The 16,803-nt window shown below is 60.8% G+C and carries 16 protein-coding genes and 1 riboswitch; of the genes, 15 read left to right on the forward strand and 1 reads right to left on the reverse strand.

Translation table 11 applies throughout. The annotated features are described in order from the left end of the window. The first annotated feature begins 44 nt into the window (after window positions 1-44). From PXK07_RS18160 to PXK07_RS18230, 15 genes are all read left to right on the forward strand, one after another. On the forward strand, window positions 45-593 hold the full coding sequence (locus tag PXK07_RS18160; RefSeq protein WP_446728403.1) for an OmpA family protein: 549 nt from the start codon (window positions 45-47) through the stop codon (window positions 591-593). A 13-nt stretch (window positions 594-606) separates the two neighbouring features. Beyond that, the gene (locus tag PXK07_RS18165) at window positions 607-912 is read left to right on the forward strand and encodes a hypothetical protein (RefSeq protein ID WP_274849719.1); all 306 of its coding nucleotides are present in this window, start codon (window positions 607-609) and stop codon (window positions 910-912) included. 161 nt (window positions 913-1,073) lie between these two features. Next, on the forward strand, window positions 1,074-2,087 hold the full coding sequence (locus PXK07_RS18170) for a PhoH family protein (protein WP_274849720.1): 1,014 nt from the start codon (window positions 1,074-1,076) through the stop codon (window positions 2,085-2,087). 13 nt (window positions 2,088-2,100) lie between these two features. Beyond that, window positions 2,101-2,613: an rRNA maturation RNase YbeY gene (gene ybeY, locus PXK07_RS18175; RefSeq protein WP_274849721.1), complete on the forward strand. Its 513-nt coding sequence runs from the start codon at window positions 2,101-2,103 to the stop codon at window positions 2,611-2,613. Window positions 2,614-2,636: 23 nt separating this feature from the next. Further along, on the forward strand, window positions 2,637-3,560 hold the full coding sequence (locus tag PXK07_RS18180; RefSeq protein ID WP_274849722.1) for a hemolysin family protein: 924 nt from the start codon (window positions 2,637-2,639) through the stop codon (window positions 3,558-3,560). Continuing rightward, window positions 3,557-5,056, forward strand: coding sequence for an apolipoprotein N-acyltransferase (gene lnt, locus PXK07_RS18185; protein ID WP_274849723.1), 1,500 nt, complete (start codon window positions 3,557-3,559; stop codon window positions 5,054-5,056). Before PXK07_RS18180 ends, lnt begins: the two co-directional genes overlap by 4 nt. Before the next feature lie 62 nt (window positions 5,057-5,118). After that, a riboswitch (SAM-SAH riboswitch) is annotated at window positions 5,119-5,169 on the forward strand. A gap of 6 nt (window positions 5,170-5,175) precedes the next feature. Beyond that, window positions 5,176-6,357, forward strand: coding sequence for a methionine adenosyltransferase (gene metK / locus PXK07_RS18190; protein WP_274849724.1), 1,182 nt, complete (start codon window positions 5,176-5,178; stop codon window positions 6,355-6,357). 132 nt (window positions 6,358-6,489) lie between these two features. Further along, the gene (locus PXK07_RS18195) at window positions 6,490-7,383 is read left to right on the forward strand and encodes a bile acid:sodium symporter family protein (RefSeq protein ID WP_274849725.1); all 894 of its coding nucleotides are present in this window, start codon (window positions 6,490-6,492) and stop codon (window positions 7,381-7,383) included. A gap of 89 nt (window positions 7,384-7,472) precedes the next feature. Beyond that, on the forward strand, window positions 7,473-8,198 hold the full coding sequence (gene trmB / locus PXK07_RS18200) for a tRNA (guanine(46)-N(7))-methyltransferase TrmB (RefSeq protein WP_274849726.1): 726 nt from the start codon (window positions 7,473-7,475) through the stop codon (window positions 8,196-8,198). Window positions 8,199-8,303: 105 nt separating this feature from the next. Beyond that, window positions 8,304-9,650, forward strand: coding sequence for a 3-phosphoshikimate 1-carboxyvinyltransferase (aroA, locus tag PXK07_RS18205; RefSeq protein ID WP_274849727.1), 1,347 nt, complete (start codon window positions 8,304-8,306; stop codon window positions 9,648-9,650). Then, the gene (locus PXK07_RS18210) at window positions 9,647-10,162 is read left to right on the forward strand and encodes a hypothetical protein (RefSeq protein WP_274849728.1); all 516 of its coding nucleotides are present in this window, start codon (window positions 9,647-9,649) and stop codon (window positions 10,160-10,162) included. The genes aroA and PXK07_RS18210 overlap by 4 nt, the downstream gene beginning before the upstream one ends. After that, window positions 10,159-10,773, forward strand: a complete 615-nt coding sequence (cmk, locus tag PXK07_RS18215; protein ID WP_274849729.1) for a (d)CMP kinase — start codon at window positions 10,159-10,161, stop codon at window positions 10,771-10,773. The genes PXK07_RS18210 and cmk overlap by 4 nt, the downstream gene beginning before the upstream one ends. A 584-nt stretch (window positions 10,774-11,357) precedes the next feature. Next, window positions 11,358-12,437: a patatin-like phospholipase family protein gene (locus PXK07_RS18220; RefSeq protein ID WP_274849730.1), complete on the forward strand. Its 1,080-nt coding sequence runs from the start codon at window positions 11,358-11,360 to the stop codon at window positions 12,435-12,437. Between the two features lie 6 nt (window positions 12,438-12,443). Continuing rightward, complete coding sequence (locus PXK07_RS18225; protein ID WP_274849731.1) at window positions 12,444-13,919, forward strand: hypothetical protein; 1,476 nt, start codon at window positions 12,444-12,446, stop codon at window positions 13,917-13,919. A gap of 497 nt (window positions 13,920-14,416) precedes the next feature. Then, on the forward strand, window positions 14,417-16,069 hold the full coding sequence (locus PXK07_RS18230) for a glycosyl hydrolase 108 family protein (protein ID WP_274849732.1): 1,653 nt from the start codon (window positions 14,417-14,419) through the stop codon (window positions 16,067-16,069). 508 nt (window positions 16,070-16,577) lie between these two features. Here PXK07_RS18230 and PXK07_RS18235 read toward each other — a convergent pair. Continuing rightward, on the reverse strand, window positions 16,578-16,803 hold a 226-nt coding region (locus PXK07_RS18235), incomplete at its 5' end, for a hypothetical protein (RefSeq protein WP_274849733.1).

Here is a 16,803-nt window from a genome sequence, read left to right on the forward strand (position 1 = left end):
ATCAGACATGTTACCGCTCGATTTTCGAACCGTGAATCACGCCGCTGGACGGAAATCAATGGGTCCTGACCCTAAGCCTGTCGACGGCGCCGGTTGCGGCGCAGGATTCCGGACAGCGGACGGTCGTCGGTGAACGCTACATTCCGACCATCTGGGTCGATCCGGATGGGTGCGAGCACTGGGTCATGGACGACGGCGCCGAAGGCTATATGACCCCGCATGTGACACCGGATGGCAAACCGGTCTGCCGCCGCGGGCTGCTGTGCGGGATGATGCCGACCGACCAGTTCTTTGCAACCGACAAGCACTATATCAATGCCGCTGGCCGGGCGCGTCTGACCGAGTTCTTCCAGAAGGCAAAGCCGGGAACCCGCTATTTCGTGATTGCCGGTCACACCGACAGCCGCGCTTCGGATGAATACAACATCCGCCTGTCGCAGCGCCGCGCCAATGCGGTGGCTCAAGTTGCCCAGTCGGCCGGGGCGCGCATTGGTGATATCCGCGCCTATGGCGAACGTGACCCACGCGTTCCCAATACCAGCGCGGCCAATATGGCGCAGAACCGTCGCGTCGAAATCTATTGTGTCCGCTAGGGGAGATTGCAAGATGACCATTCTCAAAGGAGCCGCTGCCCTGTGCCTGGCGCTCACGGTTTCCGCCTGTGGCGATGTGACCGACAAGACGCGGGACCAGAACATCTTTGACGGCAAGAGCGGAGACCTGTCGCAGCTGACCGCAGGCATCTGGGTGGACCCGCAGGGCTGCGAACACTGGATCATTGACGACGGGGTCGAAGGCTATGCCGACCTGCGCCGCACGCCGGACGGCAAGCCAGTCTGTAACAGCGAATTGCCGCGCAATGTCGCAACCGGCCCGTTCAAATCCGGATCGACCTTCGGCGATCCGCTCTGACGCGCGCCTGACCTGTCGCCAGACAGTACAGCCGTCCCATCCGGGGCGGCTGATTTCTTTTGCGTGTTTTGTTTCAGCCTTGTGAATTTTTGGTGCCTGCGCTTGCACAAGCCGCATGACAGGTTCACATTGAAAGGAACAACCAAGCAGAGGACCGCAGATTGGCCACCAGCGCCCCGACATCGACGCCCCACACTCATCCCGAGACGGCACATGAAGTGCTGCTGGAATTTCCTGACAATCGCCTGCTGATCGACCTGTGCGGAGAATACGACCGCAATATCGCCGAAATCGAGCAAAAGCTTGGGGTGCAGATCCTGCGCCGGGGCAATCTTTTGTCAGTGGTCGGCGAGGAGGGCGCCCGCGAACAGGCGGCTGCCGTTCTGACCGCGCTTTATGATCGGCTGGAGACCGGGCGCAGCGTCGAACACGCGGATGTGGATCGCGAATTGCGGATGGAACAGTCCGAGGCCGCGGATGCGGGCGGCCAGATGGAGATGTTCAGCGGCGGCAAGGTCGAGATCAAGACCCGCAAGAAGCTGGTGGAGCCACGCACCGATGCACAAAAGGCCTATGTGAAGGCGCTTTATGAACATGAACTGGCCTTTGGCATTGGCCCGGCAGGCACCGGCAAGACCTATCTGGCCGTTGCCGTGGGTGTCAGCATGTTCATCACCGGACAGGTGGACAAGATCATCCTCTGCCGTCCCGCCGTTGAGGCCGGAGAGCGGCTCGGCTTTCTGCCCGGCACCCAGGAAGAGAAGGTCGATCCCTACATGCAGCCGCTCTATGACGCGCTGAATGACTTCCTGCCCGGAAAACAGCTGGCCAAGCTGAAGGAAGAGAAAACCATCGAGATCGCGCCGCTGGCCTTCATGCGGGGGCGGACGCTCTCCAATGCATTCGTGGTGCTGGACGAGGCGCAGAACGCCACCACCATGCAGATGAAGATGTTCCTGACCCGCCTTGGCGAAGGCTCGCGCATGGTGATCACCGGCGACCGCAGCCAGGTGGACCTGCCACGCGGGGTGCCCTCGGGGCTGGCGGATGCGGAACGGCTGCTGAAGTCGATCCCCAAGATCAGCTTCAACTATTTCACCGCGCGGGACGTGGTGCGCCATCCGCTGGTGGCCGCCATCATCGAGGCTTATGACGCCGATACCCCGGCGGGCTGAGTGAAGACCGGCCATGACGCTTGAGATTTCCCTTGAAGATGATCGCTGGAACGCGGTGGCGTTTGACCAACTGGCCGAGCGCAGCATCGCGGCCGCGCTGGATCATTTCGGGCTGGATGCGGAGGAATGCGAGATTTCGCTTCTGGCCTGCGATGATGCGCGTATTGCCGACCTCAACGCCGAGTTCCGCGACAAGCCCACCCCGACCAATGTGTTGAGCTGGCCTGCCGAGGATCTCGCGGCCGAGGAACCGGGCGGCACACCGCTGCCGCCTGAGGCCGATTTCACCGGCGAAATCCCCTTGGGCGACGTGGCGATCGCCTATGACACCTGCCTGCGCGAAGCGCATGAGGCGGGCAAGCCGCTGGCCGATCACCTGACGCATTTGCTCGTTCACGGAGTGTTGCATCTTTTGGGCTACGATCACATCCGCGACCCGGACGCCACAGTCATGGAAGCACTTGAGGTCGAAATACTTGGCAAACTGGGTATCGCTAACCCATATACGGAGAATGGAAGCCCCTGAACGGGGCGTATTGGATAGGACAGATGGGCGACATAGAAGGCAGTTCTAACGCAGCGCAAGGCGCGCTGCATATCCAGAGCGAGGCCCAAGAGGCTGCGGTCAACGGCAAGGAACATACTCCGGAGACGGAGGAAAAGACAGGGCTTCTGGGCCGTCTGTTGGGATCATTTTCCACGTCATCTGCGGATGCGCCAGCCGAGGAGGACCGTGTCACGGCCCCACAGGCGCAGCCCCATGGCATGATCAACCTGCGCCGGATGCGGGTTGAAGACGTCGCCATCCCCTCGGCCGAGATCGTGGCCGTACCCGTCACCACCGACAGCGAGGATCTGGTCAAGGTGTTCCGTGAAAGCGGCCTGACCCGGATCCCGGTCTACGAGGGCACGCTGGACACGCCGCTGGGATTTGCCCACCTCAAGGATTTTGCCCTGACCCATGGCTTCAACTGCAGCGAGGAAGCCTTTGATCTGCGCAAGATGCTGCGGCCGCTGCTGTTCGTGCCGCCCTCGATGCCGATTGGCGTGCTGCTGTCGAAAATGCAGGGTGAGCGGCGCCACATGGCGCTGGTGATCGACGAATATGGCGGCGTGGATGGCCTGGTGACCATCGAGGATCTGATCGAACAGGTCATCGGTGAGATCGAGGACGAACATGACACGGGCGAGGATCAGACCTGGTTCCGCGAGAAATCCGGCTGCTATGTCGCCCAGGCCCGCACGCCCCTGGCCGAATTCGAGGCCGAGATTGGCCAGTCGCTGACCAATCACGATGATGTGGACGAGGAAGAGATCGACACGCTGGGCGGTCTTGTCTTCATGCTCTCGGGCCGGGTGCCCGCGCGGGGCGAGGTGATCGTTCACCCGGATGGTGCCGAATTCGAAGTGGTGGATGCCGATCCCCGCAGGATCAAGCGGCTCAGGGTTCTGGTCCCCAAATCCGAGGAATGACGCGGCTGTCGCGCCTGCGCCACGGAGGATGGCAGCCCTGGCTGCCCATTCTTTTGGCCGTTGCCTTGGGCGCGCTGATGGCGCTGGCCCTGGCGCCTGGCCATATTCTGTGGGTGCTGCCGGTCTCCTTGGGGGGGATTTCTGCCCTGCTGCTGCGGGACGTGAGCGTGCGCCGCGCCGCGCTTCTGGGCTGGGGCTTTGGATTTGGCTATTTCGCCCTGGGACTGTCCTGGATCCTTGAACCCTTTCAGGTGGATGCCGAGCGGCACGCCTGGATGGCGCCCTTTGCCGTTGTGTTTCTGGCGGGCGGGCTGGCGCTGTTCTGGGGCGCGGCTTTTGCCGGGGCGGCGCGTTGGGGACGCGGCGCTGCGCGGCTCCTGCTGCTGATCGCCCTGTGGAGCCTTGCGGAATTCGCCCGTGCCTATGTGCTGACCGGTTTTCCCTGGGCTGCTTTTGGGCAGTTCTGGGTCGAGACCCCCGCCATGCAGCTGTTGCCATGGGTTGGCCCGCAGGGCCTGGCGCTCTTGACACTTGTGGCCTTCCTGCCGCTGGCCATGCTCAGGACGAACCCGGTTTGGGCGCTTCTGCCCGGGGTGATGCTGGCCGCGGGTGTGGCGCTGCTGCCCCCCCCGCCCGAGGCCGATCGGACCGACCGCAAGGTGCGTCTGGTGCAGCCCAATGCGCCGCAGCATCAGAAGTGGCACCCGGAGTTTCGCTGGAATTTCGTGCGCCGCGCCATGACCTTCAATGCCGAAGATCCCCGTCCGGATATGATCATCTGGCCGGAAACCTCGGTGCCGCAGCTGTTGAACCATGCGGAGGACACGCTTGCGGCGATCACCGAGATGGCACCGGGGGTGCCGCTGCTCTTGGGAATCCAGCGCGAGGAAGACGGCGCCTATTTCAATTCGGCCGTGCTTGTCGGACCGGAGGGCAGAGTGCGGCAGACCTATGACAAGGCGCATCTGGTGCCCTTTGGCGAATATGTGCCTTTCGGCAACCTGATGGCGCGTTTTGGCATTCACGGCTTTGCCTCGCAGGCAGGCGCAGGCTATGCCGCCGGGCCGGGTGCGCAGCTCTTGGATCTGCCGATCGGCAGGGCGCTGCCGCTGATCTGCTACGAGGCGGTGTTTCCCCAGGATGTGCGGGCCGCGCCCGAACGCCCCGATGTGCTGGTGCAGATCACCAATGATGCCTGGTTCGGCACCCGGTCCGGGCCCTATCAACACCTGGTGCAGGCGCGCATGCGGGCGGCAGAGCAGGGCCTGCCGATGCTGCGGGCCGCCAATACCGGCATATCCGGCGTGATCGACCCTTATGGGCGCCTTGGACAGGCGCTGCCCCTGGGGGAGGTGGGCTATGTGGATGTGCTGCTGCCCGCGCCCCTGCCCGCGACGCTCTACAGCCGCGCCGGGGATGGGCCGGTGCTGTTTCTGGCGCTGCTGCTGGCGGGGCTGGGCCTGCGTCGCGGCGTAAAATCGCCCGCGCGTTCATAGCTGATCAACCTATTCCTGCAAAAGCATTGACGACAGGCTGATCCCTGCGTACTGAGTTTTGATTCCTCCCACAACGGCTTCCTGGCGTGGTGAGGCGAAACCCAAATGGAGCACTTTTCATGACCCGCAAGAACTACATTTTCACTTCGGAATCCGTTTCCGAAGGACACCCGGACAAGGTCTGCGACCGCATCTCCGATGCCGTGCTGGACGCCTTCCTCGCGGAAGAGCCCGAAGCGCGCGTCGCGGCAGAAACCTTTGCCACAACAAACCGCGTGGTGATCGGGGGCGAGGTGGGTCTGTCCGACCAGGACAAGCTGCACGATTACATGGGCAAGATCGACGAGATCGCCCGCGCCTGCATCAAGGACATCGGTTACGAGCAGGACAAGTTCCACCACGAGACCGTGGAAATCACCAACCTGTTGCACGAGCAATCCGCCCATATCGCGCAGGGCGTCGATGCCTCTGGCAACAAGGACGAAGGTGCGGGCGACCAGGGCATCATGTTCGGCTTTGCCACCAATGAAACCGAGGCGCTGATGCCGGCGCCGCTGCAATACAGCCACGCCATTCTGCGCCGCCTGGCCGAAGTGCGTAAGAACGGCACGGAACCGGCGCTGGGCCCGGATGCGAAATCGCAGCTTTCGGTACGCTATGAGAATGGCAAGCCGGTGGGGATTTCCTCGCTGGTGCTGTCGACCCAGCACCTGGACGAGGCGCTGAGCTCTGCCGATATCCGCGCCATCGTGGAGCCTTACATCCAAGAGGTGCTGCCCGAGGGCTGGCTGACGGATCAGACCGTCTGGCACGTGAACCCGACCGGCAAATTCGTGATCGGTGGCCCCGATGGCGATGCGGGTCTGACCGGTCGCAAGATCATCGTGGACACCTACGGCGGTGCGGCGCCGCATGGCGGCGGCGCCTTTTCCGGCAAGGATCCGACCAAGGTGGACCGCTCGGCAGCCTATGCGGCGCGCTACCTGGCGAAGAACGTCGTGGCGGCGGGCATGGCGGATAAATGCACCATCCAGCTGTCCTATGCGATCGGCGTGTCCAAGCCGCTGTCGATCTATGCCGACACCCATGGCACCGGTGATGTCGCCCCCGCAGATATCGAAAAGGCCATCGATCAGGTGATGGATCTGACCCCGCGCGGCATCCGCTCGCATCTGGGTCTGAACAAGCCGATCTACCAGCGCACCGCAGCCTATGGCCACTTTGGCCGCGAACCCGATGCGGATGGCGGTTTCAGCTGGGAGCGCACCGATCTGGTCGAGGCCCTGAAAAAGGCGATTTGAGCCGGGTGGTTCTTCAAGATTGCAAGGCCCGTCGCATTGCGGCGGGCTTTTGCTTTGCCGGGCCGCTGAGGAGACTGTCTTCCGAGGCCTGAGCCCATGCCCTGACGAAACCTTTGGTACTCTTCCGCTTCTGTGCCACCCTCGCGCGGCGAACAGGGAGGAAGACCAATGCTCATCGATGTGGGGCTGCCGCTATCACTTGCGTTCATCATGTTCTCATTGGGCTTTGGCCTGACCTTTGCCGATTTCGCCAGGGTTTTGGCCATGCCCAAGGCGGTTCTGACTGGCGTGGTGATGCAGGTCGGGGCGGTGCCCTTGGTCGCCTATCTGCTGCTCATGGTCTTTGACCTGCCGCCCGCAATGGCCTTTGGCGTGATGATCCTGTCGTTCTGTCCCGGTGGGGTGACCTCGAACATCCTGACCAAGCTGGCAGGGGGCACGGTGGCGCTGTCGATCACCTTGACGGCCGTGGTGAGCCTTTTGTCGGTGGTCACCGTTCCGATCTTGGTGGCATGGGCCGGGTCGGTGTTTCTGGGCGCGGCCGCGCCCGAGGTGGATGTATTGGCCATAGGCCTGTCGATGTTTGCCATCACGGCGGTGCCGGTGATCATCGGGCTTCTGACCCGGTGGATGGCGCCGGGTGTGGCCGACAGGTTCGAGAAGGGCGTGTCAGCCCTGTCCTTGCTCCTGTTCATCGTGATCGTGATGGCGGCGCTGGCCACGAACTGGGATCTGATGACCGCCAATATGTGGACGCTGGGGCCGGTGTTGATGCTCCTGAATGCGGTTCTGCTGGTGGCGGGCATCGGTGTGGCGCGTCTGATCGGGCTGTCAGGTCCGGATGGGCTCTGTATCTCGGTGGAGATGGGCGTGCAGAACGCGACGCTGGGCATCGCCGTCGCGGGCATGGTGGCGCAGGCGTCCGGCATTCCGGAATATGCGGTTCCGACCGCTCTTTATGGCATCACCACCTATGTGGTGACCATTCCCGGCATGTTCATTCTAAAGCGTGTTTTCACCTGGTGACCGCGTGGTGCAGCCCGCCGAAAGGGGCTTTGACTTGACCTTGGGCGCCTCGTGCGGCAAAGGCACGGGCGATCCAAGCGAGAGAGACGATGTCTGACAAGCCGAGCGACAATCACCCGTCGGGCGCGCCCTGGCGTAATTTCTATGGCCGCTTCAGTGGCAAGACCCTGAAGGACAGCCAGCGCCGCTATCTGGAAGAAGACCTGGGCGCGCTTAGCCCGGGGGCCGTCGATTGGGACGAGAACCCCGACCGGACTCCTCTGGATCTGCAGGCGCTGTTTGGCGGGCGCGATGTCTGGCTGGAGGTCGGTTTCGGCGGTGGCGAACATCTGGTGCATCAGGCGGTGAGCAATCCGGACGTGGGCATCATCGGTGCGGAGCCCTTCATCAACGGGGTGGCCATGCTGCTGGGCAAGATCCGCAAGGCGGGGGCGGAGAATATCGCTGTCCATCCCGGCGATGCGCGCGATCTGATGGACGTGCTGCCCGAGGCGTCGATCTCGCGGGCCTTCCTGCTCTATCCCGATCCCTGGCCGAAGAAACGCCATCACCGCCGCCGCTTTGTGACGCCCGAACACCTGGAGCCGCTGGCCCGCTGCCTGAAGCCCGGTGCGATCTTCCGTGTGGCGACCGATATTCCCGACTACGTGCGCCAGACCCTGGAAGAGGTGCCTGGGGCCGGCTTCGAATGGCTGGCGGAACGGCCTGCCGACTGGCGCGAGCCGTGGGAGGACTGGATCTCCACCCGCTATGAACAAAAAGCCCTGCGGGAAGGGCGCACGCCCCATTACCTGACCTTCCGCCGTCTGGGGTGATTTGCGGCTGATCTGCGCTGGACCGAGGGTCGGCAATTCGGTACCGATAGCGGAACCAGGCGCGCATGCGATGCGGCCCGCGATACTTTGACGAAGGAACCCCATATGTCCGGACACGGTACGCCCATCCCGATGACCTCTCACCGTGCTACCGCGCTCACTGGCGTGGCCGAGGTGCCGGGCGACAAGTCGATCTCGCACCGTTCGCTGATCCTGGGCGCCATGGCGGTTGGCGAGACCAAGATCTCGGGGCTGTTGGAAGGCGAGGATGTGCTGGACACCGCCAAGGCGATGCAGGCCTTTGGCGCCGAGGTGGTGAACCATGGCGGCGGCAACTGGTCGGTGTTTGGCGTGGGCGTCGGCGGCTTTGCCGAGCCGGACAATGTGATCGATTGCGGCAACTCGGGCACCGGGGTGCGGCTGATCATGGGGACCATGGCGACCTCCCCCATTACGGTGACCTTCACTGGCGATGCCAGCCTCAACAAGCGCCCCATGGCGCGGGTGACTGACCCGCTGGCTTTGTTCGGCGCGCAGGCCGTGGGCCGGTCCGGCGGGCGGCTGCCGATGACCATCGTCGGCGCGGCAGATCCCGTGCCGGTGCGCTATGTGGTGCCGGTGCCCTCGGCACAGGTGAAATCGGCGGTGCTGCTGGCGGGGCTCAATGCGCCGGGCCAGACCGTGGTGATCGAACAGGAAGCCACACGCGACCACACCGAGCGTATGCTCGAAGGTTTTGGCGCCGAGATCACGACGGAAGAAACCGACGAGGGCCGCGTCATCACCCTGACCGGGCGGCCCGAGTTGAAACCGCAGGTGATCGCCGTGCCGCGCGATCCCTCCTCGGCGGCCTTCCCGGTCTGCGCGGCCCTGATCACGCCCGGATCGGATGTTCTGGTGCCGGGCATCGGTCTCAACCCTACCCGTGCGGGCCTGTTCACCACCCTGCGCGAGATGGGTGCCGATCTGACCTATGAGAACGAGCGGATAGAGGGTGGCGAACCCGTGGCCGATCTGCGCGCGCGCTACTCCCCCGAGATGAAGGGGATCGAGGTGCCCCCCGAGCGCGCCGCGTCCATGATCGACGAATATCCGGTGCTGTCCATCGTCGCCTCATTCGCCACGGGCGAGACCATGATGGCGGGCGTCAAGGAACTGCGCGTAAAGGAAAGCGACCGTATCGATGCCATGGCGCGGGGCCTTCGCGCCAATGGCGTTGCCGTGCGCGAGGGCGACGACTGGTGGGCAGTCATGGGGATGGGGCCCGAGGGCGTGCCCGGCGGCGGCACCTGCGAAAGCTTCCTCGATCACCGCATTGCCATGTCCTTCATGGTGATGGGTATGGCGGCGCAGAACCCTGTGTCCGTGGATGATGGCGGCCCCATTGCCACCTCCTTCCCGATCTTCGAGCCGCTGATGACAGCTCTGGGCGCCAAGTTCACCCACGCATGATGAGCTGGCGCGCGGCATATTGGGTCTTCGTTCTGGCCGCACTCGCAGTCTATGCCGCAATGGTGTTCTGGACTTTGCCGACGATCGCACACGAGGCCGGAGGGCTGATGCCCTTCGATCTGCGCCCCTTGGGCTATACCGAGGCTGAGGCGCGCGCCTTTCTGGCCGCGCTTGGCGCAGAAGGGCACGCAATCTATAGTGGTCCGCAGCGAATTCTGGACCTGCTCTACCCGGCGCTGCTCGGCATTTCTTTGGCGGGCCCGGTATTGTGGCTGGTTGCCTCTAGGCCATTGCGGGCCGTGTTCACTTGCGTGATCGTGGCTGCGGTGGCGTCTGACTATCTGGAAAACTATTTTGTGGCCCGCTTGCTGGCCGGGGATATCAGCGGCGGCGCAATCGCTTCCGCCTCCTACGCGACGATGGTGAAATCGGGGCTGGACAGCATCGCCTTCCTGATCGTTCTGGCCGTATCACTGCACGCGGGTGTCTTGAAGTGGAAGAAAAGAACATGAACCAGAGCTTCACCATTGCAATCGATGGTCCGGCGGCTGCCGGGAAGGGCACGATCTCCAAGGCCGTCGCGGAACATTTCGGCTTTGCGCATCTGGATACCGGCCTGTTGTACCGCGCCGTCGGGGCGAAAGTTCTTGCCGGTGAAAAGCCGGTCGCGGCCGCTCAGGCCCTGGTGGCCGAGGATCTTGAGGTCGATGGCCTGCGCACGGCCGAGGTTGCCCAGGCCGCATCGAAGGTGGCGGTGATCGCAGAGGTGCGCCAGGCCTTGGTGGATTTCCAGCGCAGCTTTGCCCGCCGGGCAGGGGGGGCAGTGCTGGACGGGCGCGATATCGGCACGGTGATCTGTCCCGATGCCGAGGTGAAGCTCTTCGTGACGGCCAGTGCCGAGGTGCGCGCAGAGCGCCGCTTCAAGGAGTTGCGCGCGGCGGGATCGGACAGCAGCTACGAGACCGTGCTGGCCGATGTGAAGGCACGCGATGATCGTGACATGAATCGCAGCGAGGCGCCCTTGAAACCGGCTGAGGATGCGGTGGTCATCGACACCAGCGCGCTGAGCATCGAGGCGGCGATCGCCGCCGCCGTTGCCGCTATCCATCAATCACAGGGCTGATGGCGTCTTCCCGAACCCGTGGCGGGTTTCGGGTTTGTACCGCTCAGCCCGCATAGCCCCCGCATTGTGAAGGTGTCCCGCGGCACCCTCAGGGCCGAGATTGGCTTTTCCAGGTCGGTCGTGACATGAATGCCTTATCCCGGTGCGAGCGCCATTGGTGAAGCCATGCTGGACATGTGTTGCTGTCTTATCTCGAAGGCCAACATCGGGCCGAACAGATGCCAATAAGGCCGATTTGCTTCGTGGCTCACGGCGGCATCCCGTTTGTGCATCAGTCGCTCCACTTTCACTTTAGATTATGGAGAGCGGTTATCGAGAATCCCTGCCAATCGAATGATTTCACGTTTCGCTTGAAAGACTTATATGGATGCGCTCCCAGCGCATGAGAAATATGGTTGATAAACGGGGCAGGACGTAAAGTTCGCATCCTGCGCATTTCTAAAAATCCCCATTGTGGCCACTCCGGTGTGCGAGTGCGCACTTCATTCAAATTCTTACACCCCACTGTAAGTCGCCATTTCATCCTGTGGTATACTGCATTCAACATATGTTGAATTGCGTTGTAACGAATGAGAGTCCGGAAAATGAATTCAGATCAAAAAGCCGCCGAGGCCTTTCTGGCGGAAATGCGCACCAGGCTGGCGACACAACCGCTTCCATTCAAACATGGCGACGAGACGGCCGCTCTGGGTAGCCTATTCAGCCTGTTTGGGCTGGCACGGGAGATAATAAAGGCGAACCCGGGCTGCCGAGAATTTGCCGATTTGGCTGATGAGATTCTCAATACCGATATCCGCCCGTTTACGGCGCGCTGGCAAAAGTTCAAGGAAGACGGGCATTTGCAAACACGAAACGGCGCGGTCGACTTTCGGGCCGGGCTCGTGGAGATTCAGGGTAAGCTCAATGGGCGCATTGGCATGCTTTGGCAGATGGCCTATGGCGAAGAAGAGCAGGAAGAAGCCCATAAGGTTGAAGCTGCCTTTGCCGCGCGCAGCATGCTGTTGAAAACCGCTGAGCGCCCGTTTGCCCCAGAAACTGTTGGCGTATGGGCGGCGGGGGAACCGGAGGACGAAGAACAGCCGCCGATGGTATTTGGAATACCCGAAAACAAGTTGATAGACGACGAAACGACGGCCCTGATCAACAACGCCGAAGCCAGGGAAATCCGCACCATTCGGGACGCGAATGGAAAAGCTAAGGGGGCAAGGGATTCCCCGATCACTGACGCGGCCGGCCTGGCATTTTCCGGGGGTGGCATACGCTCGGCGACCTTCTGTCTTGGTGTTGCGCAGGTCCTGGCGGACAAGGGTTTGTTCAAGGACTTTGACATCATGTCCACCGTATCTGGGGGCGGCTATACAGGTGCATTCATCACCCGGCGCCTGGGTGACCGGCCCCTGGAGCCTGGAACCAGCCGCAAGGACATATTCGGGAGCGCAGACGGACCCGATACCGATGAAATCGCCTATGTCCGCACCCGTGCCTCCTACCTGTCGATGGTGTCACCTTTGGCCACGTTTGTTGCGGCGTGCCGATTGCTTGGCGGGACATTGCACAACTGGTCCGCACCGGCCTTTGTGATTGCGGTATTGGTCTGGATCAGCTTGGCCGTAAGCAGGTGGGGCCGGACATTGACTGGTCGTCGCTCCCGCTTTTCGCCCTGAGCGTGATTGGGCGGCGGTGTCGTTGTTTTTGGCCTTCTGTCTTTTTGGGAAAGTGCGCGCAGCTGTGCAGTGCGGCTTTTTGCCTTGGCCATTGCCGCGGCGCTTGCCTTACTCTCTGTCTGGGTGATCCATCTGTTGTACCAAACGGTCACTATGAGGGGGCAGGGCGTCTCACCTTTCACCGCCTTGGCTCCAGCGATTTTGGCGATTGTTCCCACGCTTGAAAAAGCTCTTCCGGCCATAGACAAGACCATCATCAGCACAGCACTGGCTGGCGGCGCCTTGATCGTTGCAGCCGTGGCGACCCCCATTGCGGCATTGTTTTTCGGGTTTTATCTGTTCAATCTGGGATACCCTTTGATTGATGGCGACCTGTCAGCGGCCTGGACGTTGCTAGTTGTGACGACGATTTTGGGCGTGTTGTCGTCATCTTTGAACATCAACGCGACCGGGCCACATGGTTTCTACCGCATGCGTCTGGCCCGCACATTTGTCGCGCAAAAGAAAGCCCACAACGGCGATGTAACCCTTGCAGAGCTGAACAAGTCGCACCACGCGCCGTATCAGCTGATCAACGCTGCGATTAATCTTCCCTCGAGTAAATCTCTCAGGCTGCGCGAACGCAAAAGCGACTTTTTCCTGTTTTCCAAGTGCTTCTGCGGTTCGCCCACGACCGGCTACCTTAGCTCTGAGCAATACAAGAACGGTCGGAAGGACATGGACATAGCGACTGCTGTCGCCGTGTCGGGCGCTGCTGTTGCGCCGCTCATGGCCTTGAACACGATTGCGCCAGTGCGCATGCTGTTGGCCTTCTTGAACATCCGTCTTGGTTTCTGGATGAAACAACCAAACATCAAATCCAGGGTGCCTAAACCAGTTCCCGGCCTGTTGTGCCTTCTGCGAGAGATGTTCGGAATCGGAATGGACGAGCACAAACCCTGGATCAATCTCTCGGATGGTGGCCATATTGAAAACTCTGGCATCTACGAGCTGCTGCGCCGCCGGTGCCGTTTCATCGTTTCTGTTGACTTCGGGCAGGACGGAGGAAACGACTTTGCGACGCTGACAACCCTGATCCGGCACGCCCGGATCGACCTGGGTGTAAAGATCGATCCGGCATTTGACCCGCTCCGCGTGGATGAAGAAACCGGCCACTCCCCGGCCCATTCAATTCTAACAAGAATTCAATATCCAGACACCGAAACCACAGGATTGCTGCTCGTTCTCAAGCTGTCGTTGACCGGTGATGAAAGCGAGTTGATCAAGGGATACCACCGCGCAAACCCCAACTTTCCGCATCAATCGACTGCCGATCAGTTCTTTGACGAAGCACAGTTCGAAGCCTACCGCCAACTGGGCGCGCACAGCGCCAAGGAATTGTTCCAACCCGCGCTGCTTGACAACAGCATGGAGCCAAAGACCGTGGGCGAATGGTTGACAAAACTGTCAAAGACAATATCGGCGTCGAGTTCACAAGACTAGCTAGGTTCAGAATTAATGGGTGCTGAACATAACAGAGCAATTCCTTGCGTGGCTTTGCGATTGTCCTTGAATTGGAGGTCGTTGTCGTCAGCTGTTTCGGCACGCTTGATGCGGTTTTGAAAGGCTTAGTCAGTTTTTTGCTTGGGTCATCTCGGGGGTCGTCTGGCCTATCGTAGTGTTTTGGAAACGCGAAATGATGTTGCGGGCAGATCTTTGGAAAGGCCGAAATGTCGATCGAGGTGCGTTTTTGGTGTTCAGGTTTTGGGTATGTCAATTTCAAGCCCGGTGGGCGCTCAAGACCTCCCGCTCCCCAAGGCTATACGATGATGTGACATTTCCTTAAGGTTGTGTTAGAATTCGCGATGCGCGCCAATCGTGTCCTTTTCAGTTCCATGCAATGCACAGATTGCACTGGCCGCATTCGCTCAGGTCGCCTGATAAGGCTTTGAAAAACAGCTTTTTCAAAAGGAAATACGAATAGCCGAAAGGAAATTACCATGGCAAATCCCGCAGCCAGAGACAGTGACATTTCCAAGCTTCACCCCGCAATCCGCGAAAAGGTCCGCGCGATCCGGGACCAACTGCAGGCAGAAGGCATCCCATTCGAAGTATTTGAAGCCTTTCGAACACCAGAGCGACAAGCGAAACTGCAGGCAAAACGACCCAAGGTCACCTGGGTCGGTCCTTGGGGCTCGATCCACCAATACGGATTGGCGGTGGACTTCGTTCTGAAGCTCGACGGGAAATGGTCGTGGGACGACAAGGGGGCAGAAGCGCCCTACTGGGACCGCATGCACGAATTGGCCAAAGAACACGGCATGACGCCGCTTTACAACAAGAATGGTGAGTTGATCGAAAAGCCTCACATTCAGTTGATCGGTGCCTCGGCTTCCGAAATGCGAAATGGGCATTATCCCGAAGGCGGAGACGACGTCTGGGCAGAGTACCTGATCCAGCTCATCGACAACTGGGAAGGTGGCAATGCACCGCGCAAACCCACGATGGCCGCAGAACGGCCGCCTCTGAACGCCGATCATGTCCCCGACAACGACGGCTCTGCGGATCCGTCGACCGCTACCGCGATAGCCGCATCGGACGCAAAGTTTCAAAGGCTGCACGGGTTCATCAAGCACTGGGAAGGCGGCTTTGTAAATCACCCGGCTGACAAGGGCGGGGCCACGAACATGGGTATCACGATCGGGACACTGGCCGCTTGGCGCGGCCAGGAAGTTTCGATCGAGGACGTGCGCAATCTATCTCGGGCCGAAGCCGACGAGATTTTTCGAACTCGCTACTACGCGGTCAGCCGCTGTTCCGAGATGCCTGAGCGGATGGCGATGGTGGTCTACAATTGCTCGGTCATGTCAGGGCCAAAAAGGGCAATTGAGCTCGTGCAAAAATCGTTCAATGCACTAGGCATGACCGTTGATGGCGCAAAGTTGGTTGTCGATGGCATTCTGGGGCGGCTGACCATGGCCGCGATTCAAAAGACGGATGCCAGCGTCCTGGCCTCGGGTTTCATGGACGAGCAGGAAGCCTATCTGCGCACCCTCGATACATTTGATGTTTTTGGCGACGGCTGGCTGAATCGCATGGCCGCGCTGCGTGAATTCGTAAATACATTGCCGCAAGGAGCGGGCCTGCGCCCGAGAAAAGTGATGAAAGTATCCGAAAGCAACGTCGATCTGGACGATATTCTGACCATTGTTTCTGCAGTACAGGGCGGCGATCGAAGGGCCGCGCTTGCCAAGGCCGCGGAACTGTTGCTGCAGGACAAGCCCGGTGACAGCGACGAGTTGGCGCGAGGCAAAGACCTGGTTCAACTGCTTCTCGGCGTCAGCGGCGTCACATCAGCAGAGGCTGTGACGGTCACCAGAGACGCCGATGGCAATGTCCCGTTGACGCCGATCAATGCGGCGCTTGGACAAACCGTCGGTCGCGCCATCAACGGCAAGAAATCGGTGTCCGGGGTGATCGGGCTTTTGTTGACGGCGATGCTGCCGAAACTTGGCCTGTCCGGAGACATCGTCACCTTCATCGCCAGCAACAGTGACGTGTTGCTGACGCTGTTTTCGATGCTCTTTGGCTGGGGCTTGGTCGGCAAGCTGGACAAGGCCATTCGCCTGGTTGGAATGATCGGGGGGCGCTGACCTGGCTGAAAATGCTAGTCCAGCTGGATTGGTTTGCTCTCAGGCGAAAATAGGGGGGAATGGTGACGATCGAGCCTGCGCTGCGGTTGGTTTGACAAACGGCGGCTGCACCAACGTATTACTCCAACTTGTTGTTCAAGGCGACAGTTTCGGCGTGGCATTTCTCAAGCTGCTGGCGCAGTTCTTCGTTTCCGGTCGACAGTTTTCTTTGCTGAGCCTGGGCGTCTGCCAGATCTGCCAAGCTCTTGCTGAAGCTATGAACGTTCCATGTCTACGATCCCAACCTCTCGCGCCAACGGCTTATTGTCAGCTAGAAAGGAAGCAGTATTTGCCAAGGTCGAACTTGAATAGAGCCCGAAAACAGCGGCTGCAGTTATGGCAAACACAAAGGAGATGGTGCTGATAAGCCAGCCCCACCGGGTCCTTTGGGCCAATTTCATCTGTTTTTCCTGGGCGAGCTGTTCGTCTTCTCGCGGTTGAGGCGCCTCGTCCCTGGCGCGCTGTTTGCTCAGCAACATTGCCCTCTTGCTTTCGCGCTCTTCTTCAAGCCCTGTTTCTTCGCTTGAATGTCCTCACGGTCGTGTCCTTCAGGGGCGGTGAATGTCTGAAATGCAGGCGGCTGTCGCAGCATCCAGACCAGTCGGCCAACGGCAGCTATGGTGAAGATTTTTCGATGCGGGCCGGGGTGTGAGTTTGCGGCTTGGTGGACGGGCGGCCCGCGTTGGAAAATCTCC

Source organism: Phaeobacter sp. QD34_24 (genome assembly GCF_028890115.1).
GTDB lineage: Bacteria > Pseudomonadota > Alphaproteobacteria > Rhodobacterales > Rhodobacteraceae > Phycobacter.

Bases quoted from the DNA above. Each gene is read 5' to 3' on its own strand.
- PXK07_RS18230 (WP_274849732.1), top strand. From the start codon at position 14,417: ATGGCAAATCCCGCAGCCAGAGACAGTGACATTTCCAAGCTTCACCCC.
- PXK07_RS18210 (WP_274849728.1), top strand. From the start codon at position 9,647: ATGATGAGCTGGCGCGCGGCATATTGGGTCTTCGTTCTGGCCGCACTC.
- cmk (WP_274849729.1), top strand. From the start codon at position 10,159: ATGAACCAGAGCTTCACCATTGCAATCGATGGTCCGGCGGCTGCCGGG.
- aroA (WP_274849727.1), top strand. From the start codon at position 8,304: ATGTCCGGACACGGTACGCCCATCCCGATGACCTCTCACCGTGCTACC.
- PXK07_RS18165 (WP_274849719.1), top strand. From the start codon at position 607: ATGACCATTCTCAAAGGAGCCGCTGCCCTGTGCCTGGCGCTCACGGTT.
- PXK07_RS18220 (WP_274849730.1), top strand. From the start codon at position 11,358: ATGAATTCAGATCAAAAAGCCGCCGAGGCCTTTCTGGCGGAAATGCGC.
- PXK07_RS18180 (WP_274849722.1), top strand. From the start codon at position 2,637: ATGGGCGACATAGAAGGCAGTTCTAACGCAGCGCAAGGCGCGCTGCAT.
- lnt (WP_274849723.1), top strand. From the start codon at position 3,557: ATGACGCGGCTGTCGCGCCTGCGCCACGGAGGATGGCAGCCCTGGCTG.
- ybeY (WP_274849721.1), top strand. From the start codon at position 2,101: ATGACGCTTGAGATTTCCCTTGAAGATGATCGCTGGAACGCGGTGGCG.
- metK (WP_274849724.1), top strand. From the start codon at position 5,176: ATGACCCGCAAGAACTACATTTTCACTTCGGAATCCGTTTCCGAAGGA.
- trmB (WP_274849726.1), top strand. From the start codon at position 7,473: ATGTCTGACAAGCCGAGCGACAATCACCCGTCGGGCGCGCCCTGGCGT.